Annotated in this window: 18 protein-coding genes and 1 riboswitch; of the genes, 8 read left to right on the top strand and 10 right to left on the bottom strand. The window is 61.4% G+C overall.

Translation table 11 applies throughout. The features are described 5' to 3' along the window. Positions 1-193: 193 nt before the first annotated feature. Positions 194-1606 (bottom strand): amino acid permease, encoded by a 1413-nt coding sequence (locus QYS36_RS00005; RefSeq protein ID WP_308837549.1) that lies wholly within the window; start codon positions 1604-1606, stop codon positions 194-196. Between the two features lie 942 nt (positions 1607-2548). Then, complete coding sequence (locus tag QYS36_RS00010; RefSeq protein WP_308837647.1) at positions 2549-4495, bottom strand: DNA topoisomerase III; 1947 nt, start codon at positions 4493-4495, stop codon at positions 2549-2551. 138 nt (positions 4496-4633) lie between these two features. On the opposite strand from QYS36_RS00010, the gene QYS36_RS00015 reads away from it, so the two are divergent. From QYS36_RS00015 to QYS36_RS00030, 4 genes are all read left to right on the top strand, one after another. Next, positions 4634-4876, top strand: a complete 243-nt coding sequence (locus QYS36_RS00015) for an exodeoxyribonuclease VII small subunit (RefSeq protein WP_027903060.1) — start codon at positions 4634-4636, stop codon at positions 4874-4876. Beyond that, positions 4873-5760: a (2E,6E)-farnesyl diphosphate synthase gene (gene ispA / locus QYS36_RS00020; protein ID WP_308837550.1), complete on the top strand. Its 888-nt coding sequence runs from the start codon at positions 4873-4875 to the stop codon at positions 5758-5760. The genes QYS36_RS00015 and ispA overlap by 4 nt, the downstream gene beginning before the upstream one ends. 117 nt (positions 5761-5877) lie before the next feature. Then, entirely contained in the window at positions 5878-7779 is a 1902-nt protein-coding gene (dxs, locus tag QYS36_RS00025; protein ID WP_308837551.1) for a 1-deoxy-D-xylulose-5-phosphate synthase, read from the top strand. Positions 7780-7821: 42 nt separating this feature from the next. After that, a riboswitch (cobalamin riboswitch) is annotated at positions 7822-8040 on the top strand. A 90-nt stretch (positions 8041-8130) separates the two neighbouring features. Further along, on the top strand, positions 8131-9984 hold the full coding sequence (locus tag QYS36_RS00030) for a TonB-dependent receptor domain-containing protein (RefSeq protein WP_308837552.1): 1854 nt from the start codon (positions 8131-8133) through the stop codon (positions 9982-9984). Positions 9985-10602: 618 nt separating this feature from the next. On the opposite strand, the gene QYS36_RS00035 is transcribed toward QYS36_RS00030, so the two are convergent. The 5 genes from QYS36_RS00035 to QYS36_RS00055 all read right to left on the bottom strand — a co-directional run bounded on the left by QYS36_RS00035 (position 10603) and on the right by QYS36_RS00055 (position 14222). Further along, positions 10603-11613: a hypothetical protein gene (locus tag QYS36_RS00035; RefSeq protein ID WP_308837553.1), complete on the bottom strand. Its 1011-nt coding sequence runs from the start codon at positions 11611-11613 to the stop codon at positions 10603-10605. Between the two features lie 95 nt (positions 11614-11708). Continuing rightward, entirely contained in the window at positions 11709-12506 is a 798-nt protein-coding gene (locus QYS36_RS00040; protein WP_308837554.1) for a helical backbone metal receptor, read from the bottom strand. Continuing rightward, complete coding sequence (locus QYS36_RS00045; RefSeq protein WP_308837555.1) at positions 12506-12919, bottom strand: MFS transporter; 414 nt, start codon at positions 12917-12919, stop codon at positions 12506-12508. Before QYS36_RS00045 ends, QYS36_RS00040 begins: the two co-directional genes overlap by 1 nt. Next, a complete protein-coding gene (gene ribA / locus QYS36_RS00050; RefSeq protein ID WP_074881483.1) occupies positions 12916-13533 on the bottom strand; it encodes a GTP cyclohydrolase II in 618 nt (205 codons plus the stop codon). Before ribA ends, QYS36_RS00045 begins: the two co-directional genes overlap by 4 nt. A 257-nt stretch (positions 13534-13790) precedes the next feature. Next, a complete protein-coding gene (locus QYS36_RS00055; RefSeq protein ID WP_308837556.1) occupies positions 13791-14222 on the bottom strand; it encodes a DUF192 domain-containing protein in 432 nt (143 codons plus the stop codon). Between the two features lie 165 nt (positions 14223-14387). Here QYS36_RS00055 and QYS36_RS00060 point away from each other — a divergent pair, with 165 nt between their 5' ends. After that, positions 14388-15971, top strand: a complete 1584-nt coding sequence (locus tag QYS36_RS00060; protein WP_230124457.1) for a peptide chain release factor 3 — start codon at positions 14388-14390, stop codon at positions 15969-15971. A gap of 91 nt (positions 15972-16062) precedes the next feature. Here the strand turns inward: QYS36_RS00060 and QYS36_RS00065 are convergent, their stop codons facing one another. The 3 genes from QYS36_RS00065 to QYS36_RS00075 form a co-directional block, all read right to left on the bottom strand. After that, positions 16063-18468, bottom strand: coding sequence for a membrane-bound PQQ-dependent dehydrogenase, glucose/quinate/shikimate family (locus tag QYS36_RS00065; RefSeq protein ID WP_308837557.1), 2406 nt, complete (start codon positions 18466-18468; stop codon positions 16063-16065). A gap of 418 nt (positions 18469-18886) precedes the next feature. Continuing rightward, a complete protein-coding gene (locus QYS36_RS00070; protein ID WP_308837558.1) occupies positions 18887-20596 on the bottom strand; it encodes a Wzy polymerase domain-containing protein in 1710 nt (569 codons plus the stop codon). Positions 20597-20676: 80 nt separating this feature from the next. Next, the gene (locus tag QYS36_RS00075; protein ID WP_308837559.1) at positions 20677-21144 is read right to left on the bottom strand and encodes a prepilin-type N-terminal cleavage/methylation domain-containing protein; all 468 of its coding nucleotides are present in this window, start codon (positions 21142-21144) and stop codon (positions 20677-20679) included. Between the two features lie 265 nt (positions 21145-21409). On the opposite strand from QYS36_RS00075, the gene pilB reads away from it, so the two are divergent. Genes pilB through QYS36_RS00090 form a run of 3 tightly spaced genes read left to right on the top strand, consistent with a single transcriptional unit; the run spans position 21410 to position 25214 of the window. Next, a complete protein-coding gene (gene pilB / locus QYS36_RS00080) occupies positions 21410-23116 on the top strand; it encodes a type IV-A pilus assembly ATPase PilB (protein ID WP_308837560.1) in 1707 nt (568 codons plus the stop codon). Positions 23117-23118: 2 nt separating this feature from the next. Continuing rightward, positions 23119-24342 carry a type II secretion system F family protein gene (locus QYS36_RS00085; RefSeq protein ID WP_308837561.1) on the top strand — a complete coding sequence of 408 codons (1224 nt, stop codon included), beginning with the start codon at positions 23119-23121 and terminating at the stop codon, positions 24340-24342. After that, on the top strand, positions 24342-25214 hold the full coding sequence (locus tag QYS36_RS00090) for an A24 family peptidase (protein ID WP_308837562.1): 873 nt from the start codon (positions 24342-24344) through the stop codon (positions 25212-25214). The genes QYS36_RS00085 and QYS36_RS00090 overlap by 1 nt, the downstream gene beginning before the upstream one ends. Positions 25215-25249 lie beyond the last annotated feature (35 nt).

A 25249-nucleotide genomic window follows, 5' to 3' on the forward strand; every position in this document is an offset into this window, starting at 1 on the left:
AAAGTGAGGCGCCCGTAAGGGGCGAAACCCGTTAGGCCTGGCAGCGACCAAATGGAGAGTGCCAAGGCATCGGCAGCGGACACTTATTTGCCAGTCCAGTGTCAAGCGTATCCTCCCCGGGAAAATGCGATGAACCATTAAAAAGGGGCGCACCGGTGAAGGTGCGCCCCTTTTTCTGATCATGGCCGTCCGATCAGCGAGCGAGCTTCTTCGCCGCGCGCTTGTGCACCAGCACACCGAGTGCCACCACCACGGCAGCCGCTGCGCCGGTGGAGATGACCAGCACCTGGTATTCCTCGACGAACGCCATGGTCACCAGGGAGCCGACGATGAACAGGATCACCAGGTAGGTCAGCCAGGGGAACAGCCACATTTTCAGGCGGATGTCCTTGCCCTCGGCTTCCAGCTTGCGGCGCATCTTCAGCTGCGAGAAGGCGATCACCAGGTACACCAGCAGGGCGATCATGCCGGTAGTGTTCATCAGGGTGTCGAGCACGTCTTTCGGGCGCAGGGTTTCGTTGAAGTTGATCAACGCCACGAACACCGCCACCGAGCACGAGGCGATGATCGCGAACACCGGCACGCCAGTGCCCGAACGGGTGATTTTCAGGAAGCGCGGCGCATCACCACGGGTGGACAGCGAAAACAGCATGCGCGAGGCGGTGTAGTGGGCCGAGATCATGCAGCTGCTCACCGAGGTCAGCACCACGAAGTTCATCACCAGCTCGGCATAGGGAATGCCCAGCAGCTCCAGGGTGCGGCGGTAGGAGCCGTAGCCGGACTGGGCCATCAGCGGGTCGTTCCAGGGCACCAGGCAGACGATCAGGAAGATCGAGCCGATGTAGAACAGGCACACGCGCCAGACCACCGAGTTGGTCGCCTTGACGATCTGGTTGGCCGGATCCTTGGCTTCCGAGGCAGCGATGGTGACGATCTCGGCGCCGAGGAAGGCGAACATCACGCCGAGAATGGCCACCACCACGGACTCGATGCCGTTGGGCATGAAGCCCTGGGCGGTCAGGTTGCTGAAGCCGCGTACCTCGCCGGTCGGCCACAGGCTGAGCACGGCCAGGCTGCACACCGCCAGGAAACAGATGATCGCCACCACCTTGATCAGCGCGAACCAGAACTCGAACTCGCCGTAATGTTTGACGTTGAAGAAGTTGATGCTGATCAGCACCAGGGTGGCCGCCAGAACGAAGACGTTGACGCTGATCTCCGGGAACCAGCCATTGAGAATGGTGCCCGCCACGTAGGCTTCCCAGGCCATCAGAATGACCCAGAACCACCAGTACAACCAACCGATGGTGAAGCCGGCCCAGCGGCCGATGGCGCGCTCGGCGTAGGTGGAAAAAGAGCCGGTGTCCGGCGAGGACGTGGCCATCTCACCGAGCATGCGCATGATCAGCACCACCAGGATGCCGCCTGCCAGATAGGCCAGTACCGCTGCCGGCCCGGCGCTGTGGATCACGCTGCCGGAGCCGACGAACAAGGCCCCGCCGATCACCCCGGCGATGGACATCATGGTGAGGTGCCGGGGCTTCAATGACGCACTGAGCTTGCTCTCAGGCTCCTGCTTTGCCTGTTCGGCTGATACCGCATCCATAGAAGGACTACCTCTTATTGATTTTGCTGGAAACAGCCAAGCGGACCGCCCTGCCCGGCAACGATGCGACGGCAGGTTGGCCACAGGCTTCGCTGTGGTGATCGCTTTCCATGTGAGCGTTTGCGGATCCGGCGAGCCGGTCTCGGGCAACTGTTCCTTGCCGAAATCCATCCGGTTGAATCAGAGAACGGCCCGCCTCACGCCGTGGCGTCGCGAGCCCTTACCGCAGAGGTGCCCGGCAAAAAACCGCGGCACACCGATTTGAATGTTCGTTTTACTCCACAACCCGCTTGAATCCAGGCCCATTGCATGGCGGTTTTCACCAGCGAAACTGGTGCCACCAGAACACGGCAAGCCTTAAAGACAGTGATAAACGGCGATAAATCCGCACCCGAAAGGCAAATGAAACCCGTTCGTTAAATTCAACGGGGCCGGATGGTAACGGAAAATTTACATTTTGGAATACTCTGCTCGTGCGACGAACAGATGGGTGGCATCTGGAATAGGCGCCTGCATGCCACCACGGCCGAGCTGTACGGGTGGATAACGTTTCATCCGCTTCACCCATCCACAGCTCCCATTACCGCAATGGTGGACAAAAAGAGCGTTGTCCACCCTACGAGCTGATAGTCAGAGCAGTAGGATGAGTGAAACCCATCGAATTTGATGGGTTCCACCTACGCGGCCCGCCCCATCCTACGAGGCCCGCCTTATTCGAGGTGTTGAGCCAACAAGGCAGGAATGGCCTGCCGGCTGATTACCTTTGTGGGAGCGGGCCATGCCCGCGATTCGCGCGCATGGCGCGCTCCCACAATCGGGTGGGCGGAGCTTCACACGTCCACCGTTTGGCGACGGCACCGATGGATGAGAAGGCCGTCAGCTACGCGTCCAGATTCCTCTGCCCGGCTACGAGGAAGCGCCGCCGGCGAAACGTGAGTGGCCTTACTTCGACTTCGCCCTTGCGGCGCCAGCGCCTGCGCGTTTGGCCGGCGCGCCTTTGCGCGGGGCGCCCTTGCGCTTGCCCTTCCACGCCGGCTTGCCAGCTGGCGGCGGACCACTGATGGTCAGTTGCAGCCCCCGGCAGCGTTCGATCTGCTTGCCCATCCAGGCCGACTGCTTGGCGACGAACTCGTCCAGGGGCATCTCGCCACTCTGCACCATGTCCAGCGCCTGCTCCCAGATTGCCGTGGTGCCGGGGTCGGCAATCGCCCGCGGCACCGCATCGATCAGGCCGAACGCCGCCGAGGTGGCCGCCAACGCCTTGCCCTGCTTGCTCAGGTAACCGCGGTCGATCAGCCCCTGGATGATGCCGGCACGAGTGGCTTCGGTGCCGATGCCGGTGGTGTCCTTGAGCTTCTGCTTGAGCAGCGGATCCTCGACCAGCCGCGCGACGTTCTTCATCGCCTGGATCAGGTCGCCCTCGGTAAACGGCTTGGGCGGTTGGGTGAATTGATCCTTGAGGGTCACCTCGCGGATCGCGCACCGCTGGCCTTCGCGCAATACCGGCAGCGCCTGGGGCACCGGCGCCTCGCGCCCCTTGGCAGGCGCCAGGGCTTCGGGCAGTGCGCGCTTCCAGCCGGGCTCGACGATCTGCTTGCCGACGGCGCGCAGGCTGTGGCCGGCGCAAGCGAAATCCGCCTGGGTGCGATCGTATTCATGGTTGGGCAGGAACTGCGCCAGGTAGCGGGCGCGGATCAGCTCGTATACGGCACGCGGGCGCCCACTCAGGCGCGTCAGGCCAGCGGCTGCCAGGGTCGGGATGATGCCGTGGTGCGCGCTGACCTTGGCATCGTTCCAGGCCCGCGAACGGCGCCCGGCCTGGGTATGCGCCAGCACCTCGCGCAAACCTGGATCGGCCAGCCCCAGCGCAGCCAGAATGGCCGGTGCTTCGGCATGCTGACTCAGCGGCAGGTAGCCGCAATCGCTGCGCGGGTAGGTGATCAGCTTGTCGGTCTCGTAAAGCTTCTGGGCGATATCCAGGGTTTCCTGGGCGCCCAGGCCAAGCTTCTTCGAGCACACCTGCTGCAGGGTGCCGAGATCGAACAACAGCGGCGGCGCCTCCCTCATGCGTTCGGTCTTCAATTTTTCCAGCACGGCATGCTCGGCGCCCTGCATGGCCTCGGCGGCGCGCTGCGCCACCGCTTGCTTCAGGCAACGGCCCTGCTCATCACAGTCGTCCTGAGGCGCACGCCACTGGGCGGTGAACGGCGTGCCGTTGCCATCGAGCGTCACGTCGATGGCCCAGAACGGCACTGGCACGAAATCGGCGATGCTGCGGTCACGGTCCACCACCAGGCGCAGGGTCGGCGTCTGCACGCGGCCGACCGGCAGCACGCCCTGGTAGCCGGACTTGCGCCCGAGCAAGGTGAACAGGCGGCTCATGTTCATGCCGATCAACCAGTCGGCCCGCGAACGGCCGAGTGCCGACTGATAGAGGTTGTAGGTGCTGGCGCCGGGCTTGAGCGCGGCCAGGGCCTTGCGGATCGAGGCGTCGTCCAGCGCCGACAGCCACAGGCGCTGGATCGGCCCGCGGTAACGGCAATGCTCGAGCAGTTCGCGGGCGATCATCTCGCCCTCACGGTCGGCATCGGTGGCGATCACCAGTTCGCCGGCTTCGCCAAGCAGCCGCTTGACCGCCTTGAACTGGGCGGCGGTCTTGGGCTTGATGCGCATCTTCCATTGCTGCGGCACGATGGGCAGATCGTCCAGCACCCAGCGCTTGTAGCGCGCGTCGTAGGCATCCGGCGGCGCCGTCTCGAGCAGATGGCCGATGCACCAGGTCACCGTCACGCCGTTGCCCAGCCAGCAACCGTCGCCGCGCCGCGTGGCCCCGAGCACGCTGGCAATGTCTTTGGCTTGCGAGGGCTTTTCGCAGAGAAACAGGCGCATCAGGTCTGGCCACCAGGAAATGAATACCGACAAGAATACTGTATATCCATACAAATCGCCTGCCCGAGGTGATTTGCTCGCGGCAAAGCCCTCTGCTAGTGTCGCGGCGACCGCGAACCCGCCTGAGACCTGCTGACCATGGCCCGCAAGAAAGCCGCGCTCGATTTCGAGCAATCCCTGACCGAGCTGCAAACCCTCGTCGAGCGCCTGGAGAATGGCGAGCTGTCGCTGGAGGAGTCGCTGAGCGCCTTCGAGCAAGGCATCGGCCTGACCCGCGAATGCCAGGCCGCGCTGACCCAGGCCGAGCAGAAAGTACAGATCCTCCTGGAGCGCGATGGCGCCCTGGAAGCCGCGCCGTTCGAAACGGACGAACCGCTATGATCGCCGCCTACCAGGCGCGCTGCCAGAAACAGGTCGACGCCGCCCTCGAGCCGCTGTTCACGGCCCCGCGCGCCGAGCTCGAACGCCTGTATGCAGCCATGCGCTACAGCGTGTTCAACGGTGGCAAGCGCGTGCGCCCGCTGCTCGCCTATGCGGCCTGCGAGGCCCTCGGCGGCAGCGCGCAGCAAGCCGATGGCGCGGCCTGCGCAGTGGAACTGATCCACGCCTATTCGCTGGTGCACGACGACCTGCCGGCGATGGACGATGACGACCTGCGCCGCGGCCAGCCGACCACTCACATCGCCTTCGACGACGCCACCGCCATCCTCGCCGGCGATGGCTTGCAGAGCCTGGCCTTCGCGGTGCTGGCCAGCACGGAGCACAACCCGCAGAGCGCCGAGATTCGCCTGAGCATGTTCCAGGCCCTGGCCCATGCCGCTGGCCCGGCCGGCATGGTCGGCGGCCAGGCCATCGACCTCGGTTCGGTGGGCCAGCAGCTGCAGCAACCGGCGCTGGAAACCATGCACCGGCACAAGACCGGCGCGCTGATCGAAGCCAGCGTGCGCCTCGGCGCCCTGGCCAGCGGCCGCGCCGACGAGCAAACCCTGGCGGCACTGAGCACCTACGCCCGCGCCGTCGGCCTGGCCTTCCAGGTGCAGGACGACATTCTCGACGTGGAAAGCGATACCGCGACCCTGGGCAAGACCCAGGGCAAGGATCAGGCGAACGACAAACCCACCTACCCTGCCCTGCTCGGCCTGGCCAGCGCCAAGGCCTACGCCCTGGAACTGCGCGACCAGGCGCTGCACGCGCTGCAGCCATTCGGCGAGGCCGCCGAGCCGCTGCGCGAGTTGGCGCGTTATATCGTCGAACGGCGTAACTGAACCGCTGTCTATCTGACATCGCTGCTGCGGCAACCACGCCCAAGTCCTCCCTTGGGCTAGGCTCATCGCATCAGGTAGACTGCCCCACTATTTTGAATTCTTATAACGACTCGCCTGATGCCGACGACTTTCCACGAGATTCCCCGCGAACGCCCGCTGACGCCGCTGCTCGACCGTGCCAACACGCCGGATGAGCTGCGCCGCCTTGGCGAGGCCGAGCTGGAGACCCTGGCGGATGAACTGCGCCAGTACCTGCTGTACACGGTCGGGCAGACCGGCGGGCATTTCGGTGCCGGCCTCGGGGTGATCGAACTGACCGTTGCCCTGCACTACGTCTTCGACACGCCGGACGACCGCCTGGTGTGGGACGTCGGCCACCAGGCCTACCCACACAAGATTCTTACCGGCCGCCGCGAGCGCATGGGCAGCCTGCGCCAGAAGGATGGCATCGCCGCCTTCCCGCGCCGTTCGGAAAGCGAGTACGACACCTTTGGTGTGGGCCACTCCAGCACCTCGATCAGCGCCGCACTGGGCATGGCCATCGCCGCCCAGCGCCAGGGCAGCAAGCGCAAATCGGTGGCGGTGATCGGCGACGGCGCGCTGACCGCCGGCATGGCCTTCGAGGCGCTCAACCACGCGGCTGACGTGAAAGCCAACATGCTCGTGGTGCTCAACGACAACGACATGTCGATCTCCAAGAACGTCGGCGGGCTGTCCAACTACCTGGCCAAGATTCTCTCCAGCCGCACCTACGCCAACGTGCGCGAGGGCAGCAAGAAGGTGCTGTCCAAGCTGCCCGGCGCCTGGGAAATCGCCCGCAAGACCGAAGAGCACGCCAAGGGCATGCTGGTCTCCGGCACCATGTTCGAAGAGCTGGGCTGGAACTACATCGGCCCCATCGACGGCCACGACCTGCCGACCCTGCTGGCCACCCTGCGCAACATGCGCGACCTGGAGGGTTTGCAGTTCCTCCACGTGGTCACCAAGAAGGGCAAGGGCTTCGCGCCGGCCGAGGTCGACCCGATCGTCTACCACGCCATCACCAAGCTGGAGCCGATCAACGCGCCCGCCAAGGTGAAGAAGCCGTCGGGGCCGAAATACTCCAGCGTATTCGGCCAATGGCTGTGCGAGATGGCCGCCCACGACGAGCGGCTGATGGCGATCACCCCGGCGATGAAGGAAGGCTCCGACCTGGTGGCGTTCAGCGAGCAGTACGCGGACCGCTACTTCGACGTGGCCATCGCCGAACAGCACGCGGTGACGCTGGCCGCCGGCATGGCCTGCGAAGGCGCCAAGCCGGTGGTGGCGATCTACTCGACCTTCCTGCAGCGCGCCTACGACCAGTTGATCCACGACGTCGCGGTGCAAAACCTCGACGTGCTGTTCGCCATCGACCGCGCCGGCCTGGTCGGCGAAGACGGCCCGACCCACGCGGGCAGCTTCGACCTTTCCTACCTGCGCTGCATCCCCGGCATGCTGATCATGACGCCGAGCGATGAAAACGAGCTGCACCACATGCTCACCACCGGTTACCAGTTCACGGGCCCGGCGGCAGTGCGCTACCCGCGCGGCAGTGGCCCGAACTCACCCATCGACCGCGAACTGACGCCACTGCCGATCGGCAAGGGCATAGTACGCCGGCAAGGCAAGGGCGTTGCCCTGCTGGTATTTGGCGTGCAACTGGCCGAAGCCCTGCGCGTTGGCGAAACGCTGGACGCCACGGTGGTCGACATGCGCTTCGTCAAACCCCTCGATGAAGCGCTGGTCAGCGAACTGGCCGCGAGCCACGACCTGCTGGTGACCATCGAGGAGAACAGCGTGATGGGCGGCGCCGGCAGCGCCGTCAGCGAGTTCCTCGCAGGCGCAGGCACCCTCAAACCGATGCTGCACCTGGGCCTGCCCGACAGCTACGTGGAGCATGCCCGCCCCGACCAGATGCTCGCCGAGTGCGGTTTGGACGAAGCGGGCATCGAAGCGGCCGTGCGCCAACGTCTTGAAAAAGGCTCAAGCAAAGCCTGACCGACCTGCTTGTGTTTCATGCAGTCACTCTCTAAGGTACGCCTCGTTCACCTCCTGCCAGGTGCACGCGGCGCTGCCATGCCGCGCGTTAAACGGGAAGTCGGTGCGCTCGCTCCGCGCGCCAGGCCGACGCTGCCCCCGCAACGGTAATCGACCGCAATCAGCCAATTGCACAACCGCTCAACCGCCACTGGGTCTACCGGGAAGGCGAGCGGTTGCAGGTCGAAAGCCCGGATACCGGCCTTGCAGGACGAGACGCGTGTTGCGGAGGGCACCACCGTCAGGCGTCAGCATGCGCTGCGCTTGTGCTCGCCCTCCTCGAAAGTCTGCCGACCTGCGAGGACACCCACCATGAAACACCTTCACCTGATGCTCGCCAGCGCCCTGTCGCCAGGCCTGGCGCTCGCGACCACCACGAGCTACGACGAGGCGCTCAAGCTGTCGGAGACCGTGGTGACCAGCAACCGAGACGTGCAGCCGCGCGAACAGAGCAGCACGCCCACCACGGTATTCACCCGCGCCGACATCGAGCGCCTGCAGCCCGGCAGCGTGCTCGACCTGCTAAGCCGAGTGCCAGGGGTGCAGGTCACCCGCGCCGGTGGCCGCGGCAGCACCAGTGGCCTGTACATTCGCGGCACCAAAACCGCCCAGAGCCTGGTGCTGGTCGACGGTCAGCGCATCGGCTCGGCATCTGCTGGCGGTGCGCCGCTGGAATACCTGAATGTCGAGCAGATCGAACGTGTCGAGGTGCTGCGCGGCTCACGCTCGGCCATCCATGGTGCCGATGCGATTGGCGGCGTGGTGCAGATTTTCACCCGCCGGGCTACGGGCGAAGGGCTCAACCCGCGCCTGCGCGTCGGCTATGGTTCGAACCACAGCTGGGAACGCAGCCTGGGCCTGTCCGGGGGCGATGCCGACACGCGTTTCAACCTCGGCCTGAGCGCCGACGACAGCCGCGGCATCAATCGCAGCCATACCCGCGCGGCACCGGACAGCGACCGCGACGCCTACCGCAACAACGCCTTCAGCGCCAACCTCAGCCACCGCTTCAGCGAAGCGCTGGAAGCCGGCTTCAGCGTGCTCGACCAGCGCGGCGAGAGCGAATACGACGGTGGCTGGGAAGGCGCCTACCCATACACCGACTATCAACTGACCAGTTACTCCGGGTTCCTCGACGCCCAGTTGCTGCCTGCCTGGAAAAGCCGCCTGGAAGTCGGCCACAGCGAGAACCGCTCCGTCGAGCGCTTCGATGAGGTGCCCGCCAGCAGCCCCTTCAACACCTACCGCAACAGCCTGGCCTGGCTCAACACCCTCGACCTAGGCGACGGCCACAGCCTGCTGCTCGGCGCCGATGGCTACCAGGAACAGCTCAACAGCACTACCGCCTACGCCGAGGACAGCCGCTGGAACCATGCCCTGCTCGCGCAGCACCGTTACCGCGGCGAGCGCTTCAGTACCGAACTGGGCATGCGCCACGAGAAGAACCAGCAGTTCGGCAGCGCCAACACGTTCAGCGCTGCCCTGGGTTACCAGCTCGATGCGCGCAACGAGCTGATCCTCTCCTACGCCGAGGGCTTCCGTGCGCCAACCTTCAATGACCTCTACTGGCCAGGTGGCGGCAACCCGGACCTGCAGCCGGAGACCTCCAAATCCTACGAGTTGCAGTGGCGCAGCCAAGTAGCCGAGCGCACGGCGCTGCAGGCGTCGGTGTACCGCACCGATCTGCGAGATGCGATCAGCGGCTGGCCCACCGAGAACATCGACAAGGCGCGTATCAACGGCTTAGAAGGCAGCCTGCAGCATGAACTGCTGGGCTGGCAGGTAGCGCTTGGCCTGAGCCTGATCGACCCTCGCGACCGCAGCACCGGCAAGCAATTGAATCGCCGCGCCAAGCGCACCCTGAGCCTGGATGTCGACCGCCAGCTCGGCGACTGGTCGCTAGGCGCCACATGGCAAGCGGTCAGCCGCAGCTACGATGACGTCGACAATCAGCGCGAGATCGCCGGCCATGGGTTACTTGGCCTGCGCGGCAACTGGCAGGCGACACCTGAGCTGGCGCTGGGCCTGAAGGTGGATAACCCGCTGGACAAGGGTTATAGCCGCGCCCAGTACAGCGATGGAAGCTGGCCCGTGACGCATTACAGCGAATACCGCGAGGAAGGGCGCACTGCCCTGCTGTCACTGACCTGGACGCCGGCATTCTGATAGCCCGTTCTCGATCTTGGTCACTTGGCAAACCCGAATCAGCATGCCTATAGACTGGCGGCAAAGTGGCGGGAGCAGCCTGTCGGCGCTTTGGCTTTTTGGTGCTCCTCACCAGAGAATTATCAGGCGACACCAATCGCCCCTTCAGAAGGCCGAGCGGAATTATTGTGGAGAGGGTTGAGCGACATGGATGTCGCGAGAGCCGCGATGGGCCAGGGATGGCCCTTCGCGGCGGGCCCTCGGAACAATGATGGAGCGAGGGAACCCCGGCGAAGCCGGGGCCGTATGTCGGGGCTAGACCTTTTGGTTTCTTTTGGGGCGATGCCAAAAGAAACCCGCTCGTCAGAGCGGAACCGAACGTATGAGCAACGCAGTAATGCTGGCAAGCTCAGCTCTGGCATCTCGCATAGACCGTAAAGAGCTCGCGGCTAAAGCCCCTCCCACAAAAGCAGCCGCTTCCGATTTCTGCTCTTGCCTTTCTGCTGCCTCTGCTCATGGCGCCTCATCGAAAGATCGTGAACAGACCCTGAGTCAGGCAATCGCCCGCAAGCGGCACCTATCCGGTCGATGGATCAGCGTAATCGGTTTAGAAGCTGCGGAGCGATCCAACCGCCATGATCACACCCAGCCCTGGGCCTTGAGCTCGCTCTTGACGTAGGCATAGTAGACCGGTGCCGCCACCAGCCCGGCGATGCCGAAGGCGGCTTCGAACACCAGCATCACCAACAGCAGCTCCCAGGCCCGCGCCTTGATCTGCCCGCCGACGATGCGGGCGTTGAGGAAGTACTCGACCTTGTGGATGACGATCAGGTAGGCCAGCGCGCCCAGCGCCACCCAGATCGACAGCGACAGGCCGACCACGAAGATCGCGGTGTTGGAGATCAGGTTGCCGACCACCGGCAGCAGGCCGGCCACGAAGGTGATCGCGATCAGCGTCTTGGTCAGCGGCAGGTGCACGTCGAACAGCGGCAGCACGCCCATCAGGAAGATGCCGGTAAAGCTGGTGTTGAGCAGCGAAATCTTGATCTGCGCAAAGACGATATTGCGAAACGCCTCGACGAAGCGCTGTACGCGCGTCAGCAAGGCGCCGGCCAGCGGCTTGAGCTGATCCGGGTCGGGTACGCTCTGCAGCGCGATCACCGCGCCAAGGATCATGCCGATCAGCACCGTGACGAACATGTGCACGGCGCCCTTGCCGAGCAGCTGCAGTTCGCTGATATGCCCGCGCAGCCAGTCGTGCAGCGCGACGCGGATGTCGTCGACATTGGCCGGCAGGTAGGCCACCAGCGCTTCGGGCAACTGCTCGCGGGCCCGGTCGACCACGCCGAGCAGCTTGCCCATCATCCGTCCCGGGTTGTTGAGCTCGTGCATCAGCAGCGAGAAGCCGCCAGCGAAGAGCAGCCCGAGCACGGCGATCACCAGCACGCTGAGCACGCCAACCGCCAGCACACGCCCCATATGGCCCGCCAGCAGGCGCTGCATAGGCCGCGCCAGGCGGTTGACCAGCTCGAACACCAGCAACCCGGCCAACAGGCTGGGCAGTAGCTTCAAGGGAAATACCAGGAGGAGCGCGGCGCCGACGATCAAGGCGCTGGCGAGGGAAAACCAGGGAGAGGCAGGGACTTTCATAACGTCTGCAACAAACGGGGAGGCGCTCAATCTGCCAGTTGCCGGCACGCTTTACCAGTGTCATCGCACGACTTGAGCGCCGGCATTGACGGCGATCACCTGGCCGGCGCGAGCAACGCGCAGAGCCTGGCCGTGGCGGCGAGCATCTGAAAGCTGGGGCGCTCGAGGCCTTTATCAGGCAACACCACCAACTGCTCGTTCTTTACCGCCCTGAGTTGCGGCCAGCGCTGCCAGGACTGCAACTGGCGCGCATCTGCGGCAATGATCAGCGCCGGGTCGCGTTGCAGCACGGCCTCCACGCTCACCTGAGGCGCAGGCAGGTCGAGGTCGGCAAACAGGTTGCGTGCTCCGCACACCTGCAGCGCATCACTGATGATCTGCCGGCCGCCGACGGTATAGAGCGGTGCGTCCCACACCTGATAGAACACCGGCAAAGGCTCGGTACGCCGATAACGCGTCCGCAGCGCTTCGAGCCCTGCCACGAAGCGATCATGCAGGCGCCGCCCTGCTTGTGGATGGCCCAGGCGTTCGCCGATCAGCAGGAACTGCCGGGCCAGCTCGGCCAGCGAATGCGGCTCGAGGACCAGCATGGGAATATCGAAGGCCTGCAGTTGCTCGCGTTGGGCAGCACTGACGCTGCCAGGCCACACCAGCAGCAGATCCGGCTGCAGGGCCAGCAGGGTTTCCATCTCCAACTGCCCATAGCGCCCCACGGAGGGCACATGGGCCAGCGCCTGGGGGCGCTCGCCGCCGTCGAGCACGCCAACCAGCAGGTCGGCGGCGCCCAGTTCGAGGACGATTTCACTCAGCGAGGGCGCCAGGCTGACCACCCGCTCGGCGGCCAGCAGCGAACTGGCCTGCAGCAACAACAGCGCGAGCAACACGCCGCGCATCAGAGCTGCCGGGGAATGCGGTAAAGGTAGAAGACCACCACGCTGGCCAGCGCCAGGAGTATCTGCGGCACCGCTTCCAGCCCGGCGAACACCGCCAGGGCGGCAATCCAGGCTGGCAGCCCGGCGCCCAGCAATGCCGGGCGCCGGCGCTCGGCCAGGGTCAGCCAGGCGGCAGGCTCGTCGGTGGTATTCAGGGCTTTCGCGGTGGCGAACAAGGCGCGCTTGTAGGCGCTGAACAGCGGCAGGCTGACGAACAGCGAAGCCAGGCCGGCAATGAACAGCGGCATGGCCAGCACGCCCGGTTGGCGCCCGGCAGCGAACAGCAGGTTGATCAGCAACAACGGCGCCAGGGTCAGTGCCAGTTGCCGCCACCAGAGCAGGGCCAACCGGCGCTTGACCGCGGCGCGGGTCAAGGCCGCTCGACCTCGCCCTGATGCAGCTTGCCGAGCATGTGCCCGAGCTTGCCGGCCTTGGTCGCCAGGTACTTGCTGTTATGCGGGTTGTGGCCCAGTTGCAACGGCACGCGATTGGCCACCGGGATGCCCATGTCGCCCAGCGCCTTGACCTTGCGCGGGTTGTTGGTCATCAGCTTGAGCGAGGAGATGCCCAGGTGCTTGAGCATCGGCAGGCAGATCGCGTAGTCGCGCATGTCGGCGCCGAAACCCAGGCGCTCGTTGGCCTCGACGGTGTCGGCGCCACCATCCTGCAGTTCGTAGGCGCGAATCTTGTTGAGCAGGCCGATGCCGCGGCCTTCCTGGCGCAGGTACAGCAACACGCCGCGGCCTTCCTCGGCGATGGCGCGCAGGGCGCCTTCGAGCTGGAAGCCGCAATCGCAGCGCAGGCTGAACAGCGCATCACCGGTCAGGCACTCGGAATGCAGGCGCCCCAGCACCGGCTCGCCGTCGGCCACATTGCCGAAGGTCAGCGCGACATGCTCCTTGCCCGTGGCCTCTTCGAGAAAGCCATGCATGGTGAACACACCGAACGGAGTCGGCAGTTGGGAGGCGGCGACGAACACGACGGGCACCGGATGCTCCTGATAGCGGAAAGGGATGCGGATTTGCGAGGGGTGATAGTGTAACAGCAGCGTCAAGAGCCGCGTCAGCCGAATTACCGATCAAAAGGATCGAGCAACAGGCTTAGCAGGCCGTTGAAAAAACGTAGGCGAGGCAGCCAGTGCAAGGCAAAAACAGCCGAAAAAGCGGAGTGTACGAGTTGTACATGAGCATTTTGAGGCTGTTTTTAACGCAGCAATGGCAACGCAGGTAGTTTTTCAACGGTCTGTTAGCGGTCGGCCCGCTCGCAGTCGATGCTCACACGGCTGCCCACCACCACGCCAAGCGCCGCGAATTCGCCCTGCGCCACCTCGATGATATAGCGCACCGGCTCGTCGGAACCGTGGCGCTGCAGGCTGAATGAGCGCATGTCGACCACCTTGCGCACCGTGCCAGCGCTATCGATAAAGGCCGCCGACAGCGCAACGCGGGTGCCCTTCATCCACAGTTCGCGCAGCCCCTCCCGGGGCCAGGCGAAGAGCATGCCGCCGCCTACGTCATCTCGACCGGAAAGCCCCCGCATGCGCGCCTCGGGGGTGGCAGCCAGCGGCAGGTCGCGAGCCTGCCCCGCCGGGAAGCCAACCCGGCACTCGGGCAGCTGTGCCAGCGCGGCGTTCGAGGCGAGCCCGAGGGCGACGAACAAAACAGCGTAAAGCTTCATGACAATCCCAGGCGTGAACGGAGTGCCGATCCTACGCCATTAGCAGTACCGGCAACGCGACAGGCGTGCACAGCGGATACCCCAGCGCGCCCGCATTTACCGCTATAATCGCGCATTTTTCCGGGCCGCCCTGGCCCGCTCACGCTTTCAAGCAGGCACGCATCCATGACCACTCAGGCCGCCGAAGTCGCCAAGCGCCGTACCTTCGCGATCATTTCCCACCCCGACGCCGGTAAGACCACCATCACCGAAAAGCTGCTGCTGATGGGCAAGGCGATCGAAGTGGCCGGTACGGTGAAGTCGCGTAAATCCGACCGCCATGCGACCTCCGACTGGATGGAAATGGAGAAGCAACGTGGTATCTCCATCACCACCTCGGTGATGCAGTTCCCCTACCGCGAGCACATGATCAACCTGCTCGACACCCCCGGCCACGAAGACTTCTCGGAAGACACCTACCGCACCCTGACCGCGGTGGACAGCGCGCTGATGGTGCTCGACGGCGGTAAGGGCGTCGAGCCACGCACCATCGCGCTGATGGACGTGTGCCGGCTGCGCGACACACCGATTGTCAGCTTCGTCAACAAGCTCGACCGCGATATCCGCGACCCCATCGAGCTGCTCGACGAGATCGAAGCGGTGCTGAAGATCAAGGCCGCGCCGATCACCTGGCCGATCGGTTGCTACCGCGACTTCAAGGGCGTGTATCACCTGGCGGGCGACTACATCATCGTCTACACCGCCGGCCACGGCCACGAGCGCACCGAAACCAAGATCATCGAGAAGCTCGACTCCGACGAAGCCCGCGCCCACCTGGGCGACGAGTACGAGCGCTTCGTCGAGCAGCTGGAGCTGGTGCAGGTCGCCTGCCACCCGTTCGACCAGGACGAATTCAACAACGGCCAGCTGACCCCGGTATTCTTCGGCACCGCGCTCGGCAACTTCGGCGTCGACCATGTGCTCGACGCGGTGGTCGACTGGGCACCGCGCCCACTGCCGCGAGTCGCCAACGAGCGCCCGGTGCAGCCGACCGAAGAGAAATTCACCGGCTTCGTGTTCAAGATCCAGGCGAACATGGACCCCAAGCACCGCGACCGCGTGGCCTTCATGCGCATCTGCTCGGGCAAGTACGAAAAAGGCATGAAGATGCGCCACGTGCGCACCGGCAAGGACGTGCGCATCGGCGACGCCCTGACCTTCTTCTCCAGCGAGCGGGAAATGCTCGAGGAAGCCTGGGCGGGCGACATCATCGGCCTGCACAACCACGGCACCATCCAGATCGGCGACACCTTCACCGAAGGCGAAGCCCTGGGCTTCACCGGTATCCCGCACTTCGCCCCGGAGCTGTTCCGCCGCGTGCGCCTGAAGGATCCGCTGAAATCCAAGCAACTGCGCCAGGGCCTGCAACAGCTGGCCGAGGAAGGCGCCACCCAAGTGTTCTTCCCCGAGCGCAGCAACGACATCATCCTCGGCGCCGTTGGTGTGCTGCAGTTCGACGTGGTCGCCAGCCGCCTGAAAGAGGAATACAAGGTCGAGTGCGGCTACGAGCCGATCACCGTCTGGTCGGCGCGCTGGATCGAGTGCGACGACAAGAAGAAGCTCGAGGAATTCTCCAACAAGGCCGTGGAAAACCTCGCCCTCGATGGCGGTGGCCACCTCACCTACCTGGCGCCGACCCGCGTCAACCTGAGCCTGATGGAAGAGCGCTGGCCGGACGTGAAATTCCGCGCCACCCGTGAACATCACTGATCGCGCTTCTGCACCACCCATAAAAAACGGCCCTCTACGGGCCGTTTTTTTGGGCTTTTCGTAGCCCGGGTCGAGCGCAGCGATACCCTGCTTATTTATCCTCGGGCAGCGCCCAGGCAGTCACCGAATCGCCGATCTTGGTGCCGAACGAGCCATGCCCGCCGGCCATCTGCACCACGTACTGCTTGCCGGTCTTCTCGGAGACATAGGTCATCGGCGTCGCCTGGCCGCCCGCCGGCAGGCGGCCTTTCCACAGCTCCTTGCCGGTCTTCAGGTCATAGGCGCGCAGGTAGTAGTCCAGCGTACCGCTCATGAATGCTACGCCACCGGCAGTGACGATCGGCCCGCCGAGCGCCGGCGTGCCGACCGGGAACGGCAGGCCCAGCGGTGCGCTGTCGCGGCTGGTGCCGTTCTTGTGCATCCATACCTTCTTCATGGTGCGCAGGTCGACGGCGGTCACATAGCCCCAGGGCGGCGACTGGCAGGGCAGGCCCAGCACCGACAGGAACGGCTGCAGGCGCACCATGTAGGGCGCCCCCAGGTTGGGCTGCAGGCCGGTTTCCCCGCCGCCCAGGCGCTCATCGGGGTCGACCTCGCTACGCTTGACCACCTGCGAGATGAAGGCCAGGTAGTTCGGTGCGCCGAACAGCAGCTGGCGCTGCGGATCCACCGCCACCGACGGCCAGTTGAACACCCCGACGTTACCCGGATAAATCAACGACCCCTGTTGCGACGGCGGGGTGAAATCCCCCTCGTAACGCAGCTTGCGGAACTGGATGCGGCAGATCATCTGGTCGATCGGCGTACCGCCCCACATGTCGCGCTCGCGCAGCGGCTCCTGCGGCGCATAGGTCAGGGCAGAGGCAGGCTGAGTGGGCGCGGTAGTGTCGCCGTAGTCGGTGCCTTGCGGCACCGGCATCTCGTTGACCGGCACGACGGGCTCGCCAGTGCGCCGGTCGAGCACATACAGATCGCCGCGCTTGGTCGCCTGGATGATCGCCGGCACCTTGCCCTGCGCACCATCGATATCCACCAGGGTCGGCTGCGATGGCAAATCACGGTCCCAGAGGTCGTGGTGTACGGTCTGAAACTCCCAGCGCACCTTGCCGGTCGCCAGATCGAGCGCAACCAGGGTGGCCGTGAACCGTTCGGCCAACTGGTTACGCGGGATTGACCACTGATCCGGGGTCTGGTTACCCATCGGCAGATAGACAAGCCCCAGGGCTTCGTCAGCGGTGGGAATCGTCCAGACGTTGGGCGTGCTGCGCACATAGGTCTCGCCCGGTGCCAGCGGCTCGGTGGCGTTTGGATTGCCCGGATCGAAATTCCACACCAGCTCGCCGGTTTTCACGTCGTAGGCGCGGATCACGCCGCCGGGCGAGTCCACCGAACCGTTATCGGTGATCGAACCGCCCTGGATCACCAGCTTGCTGGTCACCACCGGCGGCGAGGTCGGCAGGTAGACGCCAAGCGCGCCCTCACCCAGCCCGGCCTTGAGATCAACCGTGCCGGCATCGCCGAAGTCCTCGCACGGCTGCCCGTCCTCGACATCCAGCGCCATCAGGGTGCCGTCGTTGGTCGGCAGGAACAGGCGCTTTTCACAGCGCGCGGCAGGCTGGTTAGGCTGCTCGGCTGCATTGGCGGTCGCCGCAGCAGCGGCACCATCGTGATAGGCCAAGCCACGGCAGGTCATATGCTGGTAGTACTCGGCATCACGGTTGATGCTCGGGTCGAAGCGCCAGCGCTCCTCGCCGGTGTCCGCATCCAGCGCAATCGCCACGCTATGGGGCGTGCAGATAAACAGGGTATTGCCAACCTTCAGCGGGGTGACCTGATTGGTCAGCTCATGAGGGTCGCCCTCGCCCGGCAAATCCCCGGTATGAAACTCCCAGGCCTTTTCCAGCTTGCCAGCATTTTCCGGGGTGATCTGATTAGCCGTCGAATAACGATCACTGTGCCTGGAGCCACCATAGGCAGGCCACTCACTCGCAGAACGCTGCGCGATGCCGCCAGCCGCCTCGCCCTGCATCTGCGCATCACTGAACTCGCCATCGATGGAATGGTAATCCTGGGTCAGCGAATAGCCGGCCATCAAGGCACCGGCAAGGATTCCAACGCCCAGAACCCCGGTCGCGCCATCACGCCAGACGCCATTGCGCCCGACATGCCGATTGACGAACGGAAGGAACAGCCAAAGGCCAAGGATGCACCACAGATCAATACGAGGCGCCAGCTGCCACCAGTCGAAGCGGACTTCGTAGAGGGTCCAGGCGAGGGTGCCCAGAAGCAACAGGCCGTAGAGAGCAATCGCCACCCGCCTTTGAGCAAACAACAGGCTTGCGACTATCAGTAGACAGATGCCGGCCACGAGGTAGTAACACGAACCTCCCAACGTCGCGAGATATCCGCCCCCACCGGCAATCACCAGGCCAAGAAGCAATATCACCAGCGCTGTAAGGGTAATGCGTAAGGGCCGACGGCCGTCTTCCATAGTCATGCGGGAGCTCTCCACCCAGTTCATCCACAGCCAGCCAAAGCGAAGCCTTTTGAAACATCTATTCAGCAATGGTCAGTGGAAAGGGGAGAGGGTTTTTGGTTCAGGTTTTTTCCGGCGTGGATTGGCGATGCTTAGCTGCTGCAGTGGCTACGACAGACTCGAGGCACTCAATTGATTGCCCCTAAGCATTTATCCGAGTGAACAGCCATTCCGTATGCAGCAAAATTCGTGTGGCATATTAGCCGAAGGCGTAATCCGCCGAACGAGGCCCGCCGCACCGCGGAAACCAGAAAGCAAAACGCCCCGCAAGAGGCAGGGCGCTTGGTGTAGTGGAGAATGTCGAAGTTCACGGTGAACGACGGATTACGCTTCGCTAATCTAGCACTACGAGTGATCTGCCATACCGCGACGCAGTCACTTATTTATAACTGTTGCAGTACTCAGGAATTGTTAGCTCATATGCCTTAAAGCCAGGGAAACCGGCCTGCCTTTCTGAGGCGATTTTTTGAAGATAGGTAATTTCGCGATCAGGCCAAATCCTTCGAATACTCTCGACCAGATAGCCATCAGGCAAATTGGGGTAAACCACATATCTCGCTTTTAAAACAGAAGAGGCAAAATCAAAATTCTGCCGCGCAAGAGCAAATAGAGCGACACGCTCCAGATAAATATAATTAGGCTCCTTTACTACCATAAAAATGGCCTTGCACATTTTGTATTCCCACTCAGGCCCATCCTCAACAACAAGATACTCCATCAAAACCCTGTCAGCAGGCCAATCAAGTGCCGGATTGAGTGAGTACTCGATCAACTCCTGCATCCGCTGCAAATTCACTCGAGAATCTTTTGTGGGATAGACATACCCCGCAAGGGAAGAATATCCAAAAATAACCACCACTCCCAAAACCACGCCGCACGCCGCAACCACTCTTACAGCTCTTCCACTTAGCCTCTTAACAACCGGCATATATATCGCCAAAAACGACAAAAACAAAGCAAGAAAATTCATGTACCAGAGGGGATATTCAAGCAGGCTATGCACACAAAAAATCAATAAGACAGCAGCCACAACAAGACCGTCAACATTATTTCTCAGACAGCTACCAAGCGCCCCCTTAAGTACCCATATAGCGAGCAGCAATAAAGGCAAAGCCCACACACCCAACTCGACCAAAAAATGAAATACAATGTTGTGAGCGTGAGACCAGGTTATCTGCGAAGGCAAACCGGACTCGAGCTGGTAAATGAAACTATAGCGCGCATAGTTACCGAAACCAACTCCCCAGGGGTGATTCAAAAATATACTCCAGGCCTTTCCCCATTCCTGCAAGCGAGAGGCATCACCCGCAGCAGAGATACGTGACGAAGAGCCCAAATCAAAGAACCATAAAACAATCAAGCACAGAGAAAAGAAAATCGAAAAAAAGGCATAACTATAAATAGCCGTAGACTCTTTAGTAGACCAACCACGCACCCTACCAATTATTAGAGCTAAAAACAGGAGCGTCAGTACCGCAAGGACAGCCATACGAGAAGCCGCATAGGCCACTAAAAGCGACACTAAGGCTAATATTATTACTGCGAGCACACTATTGATATTTTTTTTCCCGATCAGCCCACACAAGGCAATCGAAAAAACCAAAAGATATGTAGAAAAGTTATTCCGCTGCCCAAAATTCCCATACACCTGGTATCCACCGCGAAAGACCAACACCGAAATATGATCAACCCAGCCAAACAACTGAAAATACCCCAACACAACGTTAAAAAAACCTCCAGCGACCACCCCCCAAAGACATCCAGCGAGAAAAGAATCACGAAAATTAGCTTCAAACGCAGACACCGTAGAAGAATACAAAAATAAACAAGTAATAGCTGCAGCCGGAAGGAACCAGCTTTGATAGTAATAACCCCTACCACCAACCGCGAGAGCAATCAGAAGAAAAAAAGAAAATGCCCAGACAACATGCGTCACTGCCACACGCCGACCAAAACATACAACAACGCATAGCGACAGAATCAACGCCGTTGCATCCGAATAGAAGTCTCCGTCGGGATAATCCCTAACCGGGAGAACAAACGAAGCCCCGCAAATCAGAAAAGCGAGTATGAACGCTATTTTACTCAAGCACACCACCACTTACAGCAGCCAAAAAAAAACGCCTCTCAATGATGAGAGGCGCTCTAAGCAACTAGACCATATAAAGCTTAGCTACCTTTGCACCAGCCCTTCGTTACGCATTGGCCGGACACAGCCCAAGTCACGTTGCGAGTAGTAGTGTTATAAGTTGGAGTGAGAATGTATTCATCCCCCGCAACGAAGCCATTGGTGGCCTTCGGCACTACGGTGACGACACCACCAGTGCCAACAGTGATAGTGCTATATTGAGCTGTTGCAGGAGCATTCGTTGACGCGAGATCAGCCGGAACCGAAGAAGCCGCACGCGAGGCAGACGGAGGAACAGTAATACCGTTAGCGGCCGCATTCAGGCAGTTGCCGTTAGCAACACACTCAGTAACACCGAGCTTGTAAGGTGCAGTGGCCAAAACAATTTCGGCACCGCGAGCACGCTTGGTATAGTCCTGGTACGCGGGCAGAGCAATTGCTGCCAAAATACCGATAATCGCTACAACGATCATCAGTTCAATCAAGGTAAAACCTTTTTGAGCCTTCATATGCATCTCCGAACCAGAATAATGAGTGTAGGCAGACAAGCCTACGTATGGCATAGCAGAAATCATGCCAACAGCTCACACGGTCACTAGAACCTTATTTTCTGCGCAGCAATTCACATCACCATCATTTAACTTAGCTAGGCCCACTGAACCGGCCTGGCCGGCATGAGCACCTTGTGACATTTTTGGTCACTTCAGAGCATCAGGTTTGGCAGCCCTTGGCATCTGCGCTATAACGCACCCATCTACTGATGCAGAGGTGCCCATGAGCGAAAACATCCCCCTTTCTGGCTTGGCTAAGCAAGTGGTACTGGCCGAACTGCTGGACGAAAAGGCCGCTCAACAGGCGCAATTGCAAGCCAAGCGCAACAAGCTTTCATTGGTGCATTACTTGGCCCAGAACAAGCTGGTGAAAAGCCGGGCACTGGCCGAGCTGACGGCGGATCAGTTCGGTATCGCTTATTTCGACCTTAGCGCCCTGGATAAGGAAAACCAGCCTAAGGATCTGGTCAGCGAAAAGCTGGTGCGTCAGCATCGCGCACTGCCTTTGTGGCGTCGTGGCAACAAGCTCTTCATAGGCATATCCGACCCCTCCAACCATCAGGTCGTCACCGATATTCAGTTCAGCACGGGACTCTCTACAGAAGCGTTGCTTGTTGAGGACGACAAGCTGGGCGACGCCATCGATAAGTTCTTCGATTCGGGTCATACCGGGCTGGAGGATATGGGCGATGTCGACCTGGATGGCTTGGAAACTGAATCTGTCGATGACGACAAAAAGATAAATGATGGTAGCGGTCAGGACGCTGACGACGCGCCGGTGGTGCGCTTCGTCAACAAGATGCTGCTCGATGCCATTAAAGGCGGCTCATCGGACCTTCATTTCGAGCCTTACGAAAGAACCTACCGCGTACGCTTTCGTACCGACGGCATTCTGCACGAAACAGCACGCCCGCCTATCCAGCTGGCACCACGAATCTCTGCACGCCTGAAGGTCATGGCCGGCCTGGACATCTCCGAGCGGCGCAAGCCGCAGGATGGCCGGATCAAGATGAAAATTTCCAAGAGCAAGTCCATCGATTTTCGCGTCAATACCTTGCCCACACTATGGGGCGAGAAGATCGTGATGCGGATTCTCGACTCTTCAAGTGCGCAAATGGGTATTGATGCCCTGGGCTATGAGGAGATCCAGAAGGAGCTGTATCTCAATGCGCTAAAACAGCCCCAGGGCATGATCCTGGTCACTGGCCCCACCGGCTCGGGCAAGACCGTATCCCTCTATACCGGTCTGAATATCCTCAACACGCCCGATGTGAACATTTCCACCGCCGAAGATCCGGTCGAGATCAACCTGGAGGGCATCAACCAAGTTAATGTGAACCCCAAGCAGGGGATGGACTTCACTCAGGCGCTGCGCGCCTTCCTGCGCCAGGATCCGGATATCATCATGGTCGGCGAGATCCGCGATCTGGATACTGCCTCCATCGCTATCAAGGCCGCGCAAACGGGCCATATGGTGATGTCGACCCTGCACACCAACAGTGCAGCAGAGACCCTCACCCGCCTGCGCAATATGGGCGTGCCCTCCTTCAACATCGCCACCTCGGTAAACCTGATCATCGCCCAGCGCCTGGCGCGCAAGCTGTGCGCCTCCTGCAAGAAGGAAGTGGATGTGCCACGCGAGGTGTTGCTGGAGGAAGGTTTTCCGGAGAGCAAGATCGGCAGTTTCAAGATCTATGGCCCGGTTGGCTGTGAAAATTGCAAGAACGGTTACAAAGGCCGTGTCGGTATTTATGAAGTGGTTAAAAACACGCCGAGCCTGCAGCGGATTATCATGGAGGAAGGCAACTCCATCGATATTGCCGCGCAAATGCGCAAAGATGGCTTTAACGACCTGCGCACCTCGGCCCTTGTAAAGGCCATGCAAGGCGTGACCAGCCTTGAGGAAGTCAACCGCGTGACCAAGGATTAACCATGGCAGCAGCAGCAAAAGCGCCCAAGACCAGTACCTTCGTCTGGGAAGGCAAGGATCGCAAGGGCGCAGTGGTCAAGGGCGAGCTAAACGGTCAGAACCCGGCCCTGGTCAAGGCGCAATTACGCAAACAGGGCATCAATCCGACCAAGGTGCGCAAGAAGGGCATCTCGCTATTCGGGGCCGGCAAGAAAATCAAACCCATGGATATCGCCCTGTTTGCGCGACAGATGGCGACCATGATGAAGGCCGGCGTGCCGCTGCTGCAGTCGTTTGACATCATTGCCGACGGGCTGGAAAACCCCAACATGCGCAAGCTGGTAGATGAGATCAAGCAGCACGTGGCTGCAGGTAACAGCTTCGCCGCGGCGCTACGTACCAAGCCTCAGTACTTCGATGACTTGTTCTGCAACCTGGTGGATGCAGGCGAACAGTCTGGTGCGCTGGAAACACTACTTGATCGGGTCGCCACTTATAAGGAAAAGACCGAGGCCCTCAAGGCCAAGATCAAGAAAGCCATGAATTACCCGCTTGCGGTTATTGCAGTAGCGGTAATCGTCTCGTGCATTTTGTTGATCAAGGTCGTGCCGCAGTTCAAGGAAGTGTTCTCCAGCTTCGGCGCGGAGCTTCCAGCCTTTACGCTTTTCGTGATCGGAATCTCGGAGGGACTCCAGGAGTGGTGGTTTATCTTTCTGATAGCCTTGATTGGCGCCGGCTACGCATTTATGCAGGCCAAGCAACGCTCTGAGAAGTTTAGGAATGGGCTCGATAGAACCGTCCTCAAAACGCCGATAGTAGGAAACATTGTTTACAAGTCGTCTGTGGCTAGGTATGCCCGAACCCTCTCAACTACCTTTGCTGCCGGGGTTCCATTGGTCGAAGCATTGGATTCCGTAGCTGGAGCTACCGGCAACGTGGTATTTCGCAATGCTGTCAACCAAGTCAAACAAGATGTCACCAGCGGCATGCAGCTGAACTTCTCCATGCGCTCAACAAACGTATTCCCTGCGATGGCTGTCCAGATGACAGCTATTGGCGAGGAGTCAGGCGCACTGGATACCATGCTAGACAAGGTCGCCAGCTACTACGAGGCAGAAGTCGACAATGCTGTGGACGGGCTCACCGCCCTGATGGAGCCCTTGATCATGTCCGTACTTGGTGTACTGGTTGGTGGATTGATCATCGCCATGTACCTGCCAATTTTCCAACTGGGCAACGTCGTTTAATGTCCGCTTTCGACTTCCTGGCCGGCAATACGCCGGCCTTCGTTTTCTGTGTGCTAATTGTCGGGTTGCTGGTCGGCAGCTTTCTGAACGTGGTGATCCACCGCCTGCCGAAGATGATGCTGCGCGACTGGTGCAACCAGGCGCGTGAAGTGCTAGAGCTGCCCGCCGAGCCGGCGGGCGAGCCCTACAACCTGGTAGTGCCCAACTCCAGCTGCCCCCATTGCCAGCATGAAATCCGCCCCTGGGAAAATATCCCGGTCGTCAGCTATCTGTTTCTGCGTGGCAAATGCTCTGGCTGTAAGGCGAAGATCAGCCTGCGCTACCCGCTGGTCGAGCTCAGCTGCGGCCTGCTCTCGGCCTATATCGCCTGGCATTTCGGCTTTGGCTGGCAAGCGGCAGGTATGCTGCTGCTGGCCTGGGGCCTCCTGGCGATGAGCCTGATCGATGCCGATCACCAGTTGTTGCCGGACGCTCTGGTGCTGCCGCTGCTATGGCTGGGGTTGATCGCCAACAACTTCGGGCTGTTTACCAGCCTGGAAGATGCCTTGTGGGGCGCTGTAGCGGGCTACCTGAGCCTCTGGTCGGTGTTCTGGCTGTTCAAGCTGGTGACCGGCAAGGAAGGCATGGGTTATGGCGATTTCAAGCTGCTGGCGATGCTTGGCGCCTGGGGTGGCTGGCAGATTTTGCCACTGACCATTCTGCTCTCTTCGGTAGTCGGCGCCGTGCTCGGAGTGATCATGCTACGCCTGCGCGATGCCAGCACCAGCACGCCGATCCCCTTTGGCCCCTACCTGGCCATTGCCGGCTTTATCGCGCTGCTGTGGGGCAAGCAGATTACCGCGGGTTACTTGCAGTTTGCAGGTTTCAATTAAGGCGTCCCAATGGCCTCGGCTACCGCCGACTGATT

This window comes from Pseudomonas sp. G34 (genome assembly GCF_031119625.1).
Taxonomy (GTDB): domain Bacteria; phylum Pseudomonadota; class Gammaproteobacteria; order Pseudomonadales; family Pseudomonadaceae; genus Aquipseudomonas.